6 protein-coding genes are annotated in these 9,011 nt (G+C 64.2%); 3 read left to right on the top strand and 3 right to left on the bottom strand.

All coding sequences use genetic code 11. The annotated features are described in order from the left end of the window. Positions 1-423 (bottom strand): serine/threonine-protein kinase (locus VFW45_11155; protein HEU5181344.1); only part of this gene is annotated, 423 nt, incomplete at its 3' end. A gap of 210 nt (positions 424-633) precedes the next feature. Here VFW45_11155 and VFW45_11150 point away from each other — a divergent pair. Both VFW45_11150 and VFW45_11145 read left to right on the top strand, forming a co-directional pair. After that, complete coding sequence (locus VFW45_11150; protein ID HEU5181343.1) at positions 634-1,686, top strand: hypothetical protein; 1,053 nt, start codon at positions 634-636, stop codon at positions 1,684-1,686. Next, positions 1,683-3,011: a S41 family peptidase gene (locus VFW45_11145; protein HEU5181342.1), complete on the top strand. Its 1,329-nt coding sequence runs from the start codon at positions 1,683-1,685 to the stop codon at positions 3,009-3,011. The genes VFW45_11150 and VFW45_11145 overlap by 4 nt, the downstream gene beginning before the upstream one ends. On the opposite strand, the gene VFW45_11140 is transcribed toward VFW45_11145, so the two are convergent. Both VFW45_11140 and VFW45_11135 read right to left on the bottom strand, forming a co-directional pair. Beyond that, complete coding sequence (locus VFW45_11140; protein HEU5181341.1) at positions 2,905-4,308, bottom strand: hypothetical protein; 1,404 nt, start codon at positions 4,306-4,308, stop codon at positions 2,905-2,907. The genes VFW45_11145 and VFW45_11140 overlap by 107 nt on opposite strands. 287 nt (positions 4,309-4,595) lie before the next feature. Beyond that, positions 4,596-6,065: a DUF6600 domain-containing protein gene (locus VFW45_11135; protein HEU5181340.1), complete on the bottom strand. Its 1,470-nt coding sequence runs from the start codon at positions 6,063-6,065 to the stop codon at positions 4,596-4,598. A 1,385-nt stretch (positions 6,066-7,450) separates the two neighbouring features. On the opposite strand from VFW45_11135, the gene VFW45_11130 reads away from it, so the two are divergent. Beyond that, positions 7,451-9,011, top strand: a 1,561-nt coding sequence (locus tag VFW45_11130) for a protein kinase (GenBank protein ID HEU5181339.1), incomplete at its 3' end; no start/stop codon positions are given.

Genomic DNA, 9,011 nt, shown 5'->3' with positions numbered 1-9,011 from the left:
CTTGATGTTGGCGGGCTTCAGGTCGCGGTGGACGATCCCCTGCTCGTGCGCCGCCTCCAGCGCCTCCGCGATCTGCCGCGCGATCGGCAGGACTTCTCCCAGGGACATGGCCCCACGCGCGATCAGAGCGGAGAGGTCTTCGCCTTCGACCAGCTCCATGACCAGCGCGCGGGTGCCGCCCGATTCCTCCAGGCCGTAGATCTGCGCGATGTTGGGGTGGTTGAGGGCCGCCAGCGCCTGCGCCTCGCGCGTGAAGCGGGCCAGCCGCTGCGGATCGCCGGCGAAAAGGTCGGGCAGCAGCTTGAGCGCCACCTCTCGCTTGAGCTTCGTGTCGGTGGCCCGATACACCTCGCCCATGCCGCCCGCCCCCAGCGGTGCGGTGATCTCGTAAGGACCCAGTCGATCCCCGACGTTCAGGCTCAATTGCGGGCTTCCTCCAGGAGAGTGCCGCGCGGATTCTATGGCAAGGCGACAATCGGCCGCTACATCCGGACACGAGCTCCGATGAGCGGCGCACCCTCCGGTGACAAAATCCGGGCTCTATCGCAACGCGCGGCCTTGACAAGGGAGCTGGCCGCGGCGTATTGAAAGCGCTTCGGCTAGTCCCAACCGCCCATCCAAGGGAATGTGATGATGAAATCGCTGAACGGGATGCGAGCGTTTCTGGTGCCGCTGGCATTCCTTTTCCTGGCGCCGACCCTGGCGCATGCCCTGACCTTCGATGAGCTCCTGATCGACAAGGATGAAGTGAATGGAGTGTGCGAGTTCATCGAGGGGGAGCATCCCGTTTCGATTCAGGCATCGGTTCAGTTCGACATGTCGGGAAAGGACGAGGCGGGGATCACCCTCTACGGGAATCCCAAGCAGAAGCAATTCCAATCCCTTTCATGCGGCGAAACGAACGCGACGGTCTATTACTACGAGTTCCCCGAACAGGACGACCTCGCCCGGCGCCTGCCGGCCCTCAAGAAGGCCCTTTGGGGAGAGGAAGGGCCGAGTCCGATGCATCCGGAGCAGGTACTCACGATGGACCAGTACCTGATCGTCGTGTCGAGCCGCAAGCCGGAGTTTCTCGTCGCGCTGCTCTCGCATCGAACCCGCTTTCCCAACGTCGAGAATAACCTGCTCGATGAGCGCCTCACCCGGATGCATTGCGATCCGAAGAACAAGAAGGAGAAGCCGGAAGAGCCTTGCCGCTGGCTCAATGAGTTCAAGAGCGGGGTGATTCCGCCCGATCTGCGGGGCAGGGAGGTCCTTCTCCTCGGGCAGTCCTGGAATGTCGGTGAGGACGGGCACGCTCAGGCGCCGCAGTTCGAAGCGCTCTACGTCGGCCGGCTTCCCGACGGCACCACGGTGGCAAGCTTCACGTCGATTGCGCCGGAAAATGAAGACGAGCGCAAGCAGATCCTGGCGCAGATGGAAGCCCAGAAGACGGGCAAGCCGGCCGAGACGGGTGCAGAGCTTCGGAGCTTCCTGATGGAGGGGCTCGCCTCGACGAAGGCGCGAGCCCGGGAGTCGGGCGGGCGCTCCCTGGCTTTCCTGGCGAACGGCAACCGCGTCTACCTGAGGCGCGAGGGGCCTCGTATCATCCTGACGACCAACCTCATGAACCCCGCCAAGAACGCTCCATTCGTCGTCGCGACCTTCGAAACGAGACCCGACACAGATCCCAAAGGAAAGAAGTGAGCGGCTCTCGCCTCATGAGAGATGCCGCGAAGCGTGCGGTTGCAGGGGGCTTGCTCATCGGCATCGCGGCCATGTCGACACCGGTCCTGCCGGCGCCGCGCGATCCGAAGCTCGACGCGCTCGGCCAGGAGATCGTCAGGATCGTGCGGGAGAGCTTCTACAATCCGAAGACCGCGGAAGCCTGGGCCAAGGCGCATGATCATTACGGGGCGAGCGCTGAGAATCGCAACGAGTTCAATCGCAAGACGCGCGACGCGCTGGCGGAGCTGAAGGCTTCCCATACCGCCTATTACACGCCCGATGATTCCCGCTATTACGGTCTTCTTTCCATCTTCAAGGGGACGCTCAAGGCCGGTCCCGGCGAGGTCGAGAGCATCGGCGCCGATTTCACCGAGGAAGGGTTCACGCGGGTCGTCTTTCCCGGCGGGCCTGCCGCGAAAGCAGGACTGCTTCGCGGCGACAAGGTCCTCTCCGCCGATGGCGCTCCGTTTCAGCCGGTGACTTCGCTCAAGGGCAAGGCAGGACGTTCCGTGTCTTTGAAGATCGAGCGCTCCACCGGCTCGACCCCGCAGGAGATTCGCGTCACCCCCCGGAAAATCGATCCCGGAAAGGAATGGCTCGAGGCGCAGCAGAAGGGCGCGCGGCTGATTGAGCGCGACGGAGCGATCGTCGCCTACGTACCGCTGTTCTCCTGTGCCGGCGAGCAATATATGGAAGCACTCCAGGACGCCCTGGGCGACAACCTGCGCGAGGCGGGGGCTCTGGTTGTCGACTTCCGCGACGGCTGGGGCGGCTGCAACCCCGATTTCGTAAACGTCTTCAACGATCAGGTCCCCGCCCTGACCAACATCGGCAGGGACGGCGAGGAGCGGCGCTACGACCCCAGCTGGCGCAAGCCGCTCTTCATCTTGATCAACGACGGGACGCGCAGCGGCAAGGAGGTCGTCTCCTACGCCCTGCAGCAGCATCATCGAGCCACCCTCGTCGGCACGCGCACCGCCGGGGCGGTCCTCGCCGGGAAGCCTTTCCTCCTCTCCGACAAGTCGCTGCTCTACCTGGCCATCGCCGACTTCCTCGTGGACGACAAGCGCCTGGAAGGGATCGGCGTCTCGCCCGACGTGGAAATCCTCAGCCCTCTCCCGTACGCCGCCGGCGCCGACCCGCAGCTCGACAAAGCCCTCGACCTGGCCCGGATCCCATGCTCCGGAGATGAGCGAACTACCAGAAGTCCGGCAGCTCCTGCCTCAACCGGAATCCCGTCTGCAGCCGGAAGATCTTCTCCACCGTGTGCAGCTCGAGGTCGTGGGTGTCCCACTTTCCCTTGATGACGAGGGACCGCCGCTCGACGTCGACCGGCTTGCCGCGGTCCTCGTTGTGGAGGAGGAGCGGTGGGTCGCCCTTCACGATCTTGAGGCCGCGCTCGCAGGTCCACGGCGAGGGATCGCCGGCGCTGCCGCGTTCCTTCACTTGGGCGATGCCCGTTGTGTCGTCCCACTTGAACTCGAAGTAGTGGCGCTTGCCGGTGAATTCGCGAGACCAGGCCATCGAGCCGCGGTCGATGGCGAAGTCGCGCCAGCGCGTTGCGTCGGTGGCCGGCACTTCCTGGCCGTCGACCAGCATGCTCTCGACCATCCACAGGCCGTAGAGCGCCGAGCGCTCACGGTTTGCCGTCCATGGCTTCGGCTCCAATCCCTGGAAGTGCGTGATGACGAGATATGCGGCGACCCATGCGACGCCGAGAGCCATCAGGACGCCGCCCGCGCGAGAGTCCTTCACGACGCGGATATCGACGGGCTGCGAGGGCCGGTTGCGGATGAATACCGCCCATAATTGGGGAAGGAACGGCGCGAGCAGCCCGACGCCATACAGCAGCAGATGCGCGGAATACTGCTTCACCGGCACGCCGTACAGCCAGTTCAGCGCACAGACGTTGGTCATCGTGGCAATCGCCACGCACGCGCCCAGCAGCGCGGTGCGCCGGTGGAAGAGCAGCAATCCGCCGAGGACCTCACAGGCTCCGCTGAACAGCTCGTACGGCTTCGACGCCTGCATGAAGGTGCCGACCATCGTCATCGGCCAGGTGTCACCGATCTCCTGCGTGAGCCGCGTGAGCGACAGCACGCCGAACTGCCCCCCGTAGAACTTCTCGAGGCCGTAACCGAACAGCGTGAAGGCGAGATCGAAACGGACGATCAGGTGCAGCCAGCGACCGAGCCGCGGGTAGGCGAGAGCCTTGCTCAGCAGCGACCAGATCACCGCACCGACGAAGGACACCACGACGATGAACAGCAGCTGCGCGTACGCGGCCCCCGTGTCGCCGCTGCCTGTCTGCTGGTGGATGACCTCGTAAGGTGCGAGGCCAAGCGATGCCATCTGGTCCGTGAGCCGCTCCCAGCCCCTGTCGACCCAGACGAACGAGTTGTCAAGCCAGGACCACGGTGCCTGGTCGAGCTTGGCGCCTAGCAGCTCGAGTCCGCCTGTCAGCGTTTGGATCAGCGCACCGAGCGGACCGGGGAAGGCGTAGAGCACATAGTGCAGCAGCGCGTAGCGGAACAGGAAGCGCTGCCAGGGCGACCAGGGTCGCGTCTCTGGACCCGGCGAGTCGAGGAGGACATCGGGCATTGGGCGCTCCGCAGATCTACTGCGACCTCGCACCGTCCGAACGCCGTCGCTCCGTTCATTCGGCAGCGCACACCCTGCGTTGCGCGAGTCGGCTCGCGAGACGCCTTGAGGGTCGCGCTAGTTTACGCAATAGCACCTTTCAGAGGAAGGATTCCACGGGGTCTTCAGGGACGACGGGGTCGTGGGCATGAAACCCGCCAACCAATTCCTGAAAAACCAAAGGGCCCTCTTTCGAGGGCCCTTTGTATTAGAACGCACAGCCTTATGCTGTATTGGATTGCACGATCTTATTCTTTGCCCGACCCGTGAGCCTTTCCTCCCTTTGTTTTCCCGGAGGGTCCGCCTCGGGATGGTTCTTCCTCCCGGTTGACGCCTTGTCGTCCACTGTTGGGGCGGCGATTTGGACTTTCATTGGGCTGCCGAACAGAGCCATTCTCCCGCGGCGATACTCGGCCAGGCCGCATGATGTCAGAGCCCGAGGGACGCTGGATCCTGTTCTGAGCACCCGGTTGCTCCCGATAGACTCTCTGAGAGGATTCCGGTTGCTTCATCCGCTTTTCATAAGGCACCTGCCACTGTCCGCGAGGATTATCCCCTCTGGCCGCTGGCGCGCGCCTCTCGATGTCGCCCGGCAGCCTCCGATTGGCACGAGGCGCGTCCGAGCGGATATCGCGTTGTCGCTCGAAATCGGTCGTCAACCGCCGATCGGCACGAGAAGGCTGCGCGTCGCGCTGCCTCTCGATATCGCGTGTCAGTCGCCGGTCGACGCGAGGCTCATCCTTGGGGACATCGCGCTGCCTCTCGAAATCGCTTGCTGTCCGCCGGTTGGCGCGGGGGGCATCCGAGGGGATGTCACGCTGTCTTTCCATCTCGTATGCCTGATGCCGGCTGACCCGAGAATCCGCGGCGAAGTCGCGTTGCCGCTCGGCTTTGTCGCCTGTCAGCCGCCGTCCAGCGCGAGGAGCGTCTGCGGTCCCGCTTCCATCCGGTAGCGCTCTGCCTGCTGAAACCGGTTCCGCGGCACGCAATCCGCGCTTTGCCTGCTGAGGATCCACGCGGAGCTCAGACCGGCTTACCCGCGTGCCGGGCATCGCCCGGGAGACGCGCTCGATGGGCACCTCGCGCACGCTTCGCCCGCTCGCGCGCTCTACGAAGCGGCGGTCGGGACCGCGGTTGACGACCACGTTGTTCTCAACCACCAGATTGTTCACGATCCGGGTGTTGTTGACGATGACGGTCGTTCTGGACTGCGGCACGTAGCAGCTCCTGATGCGAGGGGCCAGGAAGTTGTGGGCCGATACGAAGACGAATGAGGAAGGGGCCGGCGCGTAGGAACCAAACGATACGCCTACCGAGAACCCCGGCGACACCGGAGCCCAGCCGATATAGTCGGGGCCGGTCCGGAAGACGACCCAGGAGGGCGCCCAGGTATATCCGGGAACCCAAACCCACCCGTAGTAGGGGTCGAGGACCCACGTGCCGTAGTGGTAAGGGATAGCGCCCCACTCGTAGTCGGATGCCCAGGCCCACCCGAGATCCGAGTAGACCCAGTGACCATCGTAGTAAGGATTCCATCCGGCATGGTAGGCATAGGGCTGCCAGACACGCCCGTAATCCGCGGATACCTGCCACGCACCGTGGGAGCTGAGGTGGGAGTAGAAAAACGAGAAGGAAACCCCAGCCTGGGCCGGGGGCGCAGACAGAACCGCTACCAGAGCTACGACGGCACCGATGAGCGCGACCTTTGCAAGCTTCATGAGCATCTCCCTGGACAGCAGCGCGTGCCGGGAAGCTTCTTCGCCGCGCTGCGTCCGGCCGAGCTAAGGCAAAGTAGATGCCAGCTCGCGCGAATATCGATTGCCCATTGAATCCAGGCGTCTTACGACGATGGTCGCATCTGCGGGCGACCGCTCATCCTCTTTTGCCGTCATCGTCGTGGGACAACTTCCAGAAAAATGGGGAATTTCCCCGATTGACTCGAGCAGGAAAGGCTGTGAAAGCCGCTCCTGGCGGGGCTTTGCCGCCAGTCCGTCGCCGACTCCAATTTCGCCAGGTTTTCGTCCAACGCGACGATGCGATCCGCACTCTGCTATTCTCTCGTCTTCATGCATCTTGAACAGGGTTCCAGGCTCGATCCCTGGAAATCCTCGGCCCTGACAAGGCCCTCGACCTCGCCGCGAAATCCGCAAAAAAGTAACAGGGCCAGGCGAGTAAAGCTCGCCCGAGCCTGAGTCGCGCATGTCGCCGGCGCTACTCCTCGACATGGGGCGTCCCTTCGACATGGCGCCGTGATGTAGGGCTGCTGCCGGCGGTCGAATTGTGACAGCGGGGGAGGGGGTGTCTGCCACGCGAAATCGAAGTATTTGCGCTAGTGTTCGTTCGTTTATTGCTTTCGCGGTATTTCGTGTTGATCACAGCCTGACTCACAAACGCTCCCGTCCGGCCATACGAAGAGCTGCAGCTGGATCTGTGCAGTCGGGACGAGTGCGGCCGACCTGCCGGTGAGGCAGCGGCTCCGGTGCGGATGAAAAAGTCCCTTGTGGCCGGATCAAGACTCCATCGCTCGTAACGAGCGATGGACTTCGAGTTTTGAAGCTCGACACCACAAGTGGACTCCATTGACCGTGTAAACGGTCGCATGCGAGGAGAGGAGTTGTGTTTTCCAAGCTAGGCTTGGTGTTCGGCAACCACCGACTTCTCAGTGGCCGAGAGGGAACAGTCTGGAAGGCGTCCGTGAAGGATCGAAATACGCCGAAGAGAATAAAACCACAAACACTAGCGCACTTACTTCAAAAACCCGATGCAGACACCTCCCCCCCTTGTCGGCCAACCAGAAAATCTGGGGCTCCTTATTCCAGCGGCCATCGACCTGGAGCTGTTCCTGCGATGATCCGTACAGGTCGGAACCACCGGCTCCGATCTGGTGCCGGGCGTGTCGAGACTTCCCGCGCGTGGCAAGCAGGAGCCGGCGCCGCCTGTAGTTGAGCGCCCTGCCAAATCGGTCATGCCACCGGTCCCGGGCGATTAACTCGTGAGCTCCCGGCCCTCAAGCGACCAAGTCGCACCATTGGAGACGCTTACCATATAATGACCGGCCGGCCGCAGCCCCGGCGGCCCGGACCCGCGCGTCCCCGGAGAGCCATTGCCCGTCGAGCCCGGAAAGACCCTCGGTCACTACCGCATCGAGCGCCCGATCGGCCAGGGCGGCATGGGCGAAGTCTTCCTCGCCGAGGACACCAAGCTCGACCGCAAGGTGGCCCTGAAGGTCCTCCCCGACGACATGGCCGCCGATCCCGACAGGCTGGCGCGCTTCCAGCGCGAAGCCAAAGCCGTCGCCGCCCTGAGTCATCCCCACATCGTGACGCTGTTCTCCGTCGAGGAGGATCGTGGCACGCACTTCCTCACCATGGAGCTGGTCGAAGGGAGCAGCCTGGACCAGGAGATTCCCCCGCCCGGGATGCCTCTGACCCGGGTGTTCGACATCGGCATCGCGCTGGCCGACGCGCTGGCCGCGGCGCATGAGAAGGGGATCATTCACCGGGACCTGAAGCCGGCCAACGTGATGATCACGAAGGACGGACGGGTGAAGGTGCTGGATTTCGGACTGGCGAAGCTGGCCCTGGTCGGACCGCGGGCAGGCCGTTCGCCTGCACCCCCGCAGGAAGACACACCGACCTCGGCGCCTACGGGTCGTGTTGGTGTGTCGCAGCCGCTGACCGCCGAAGGCATGGTGATGGGAACGGCGCCCTACATGTCGCCGGAGCAGGTGAACAGCCAGGAGGTCGACGCCCGCACCGACATCTTCTCGCTGGGCGTGGTGCTCTACGAAATGGCGACCGGCCACCGGCCGTTCGGCGGCAAGACGTCGGCCGAGACCATCTCTTCGATCCTCCGCGACATTCCACGGCCCGTGACCGAAGCCCGCCGTGACGCCCCCCGCCAACTGGCGCGCATCATCGATCACTGCCTCAAGAAGGATCCGGAGGAGAGGTTTCAGAGCGCCAAGGACGTGCGCAACGAGCTGCGGGAGCTGCGTAAGGAAGCAGACTCGGGCCACCTGGAGCTGGACGAGACGACCTTCGCGCGACCCGCCTCAGGGGCGACACCCACCGGCGCTCACTCCTCCGGTCCGGGGACCGTTATGCCAGCGTCTTCGCCTGGCGTTCCCGCATCGGGCTCGGAGCTGTCCGGACCGACGCCGGCGGCCGGATCCCGCCGGTGGCTTTGGCCAGCAGCCGGCGCGGCCGTTCTTGCCGTTGTGGCGATTCTCTGGTTCACCACCCGCCGCCAGGCCGCCCCCGGCGCCTCCGGCGAGCCCTCGGCTTCCGCGCCCGCGCCGACCGCCGGCCCCGCCCCCGTCGCCGAAGTTAACTCCCTCGCGGTCCTTCCCTTCACAAACATGAGCAGCGACAAGGACCAGGAGTACTTCTCCGACGGTCTGACCGAGGAGCTCCTCAACGCGCTGGTGAAGATCCCCGAGCTGAAGGTGGCGGGACGGACCTCGTCGTTCGCCTTCAAGGGGAAAAACGAAGACCTGCGCACCATCGCCCGCAAGCTGGGCGTCTCCAACATCCTGGAAGGGAGCGTCCGCAAGGCGGGCAACAAGATCCGCATCACGGCGCAGCTGGTGAAGGCGGAAGACGGCTTCCACCTCTGGTCGGAGACATACGACCGCACGCTCGACGACATCTTCGCGGTCCAGG

It is taken from the genome of Candidatus Polarisedimenticolia bacterium, assembly GCA_035764505.1.
Lineage (GTDB): Bacteria > Acidobacteriota > Polarisedimenticolia > Gp22-AA2 > AA152 > AA152.
Note: the sequence above shows the minus strand (reverse complement) of the source record. Positions and strands in the feature narration are given on the sequence as shown.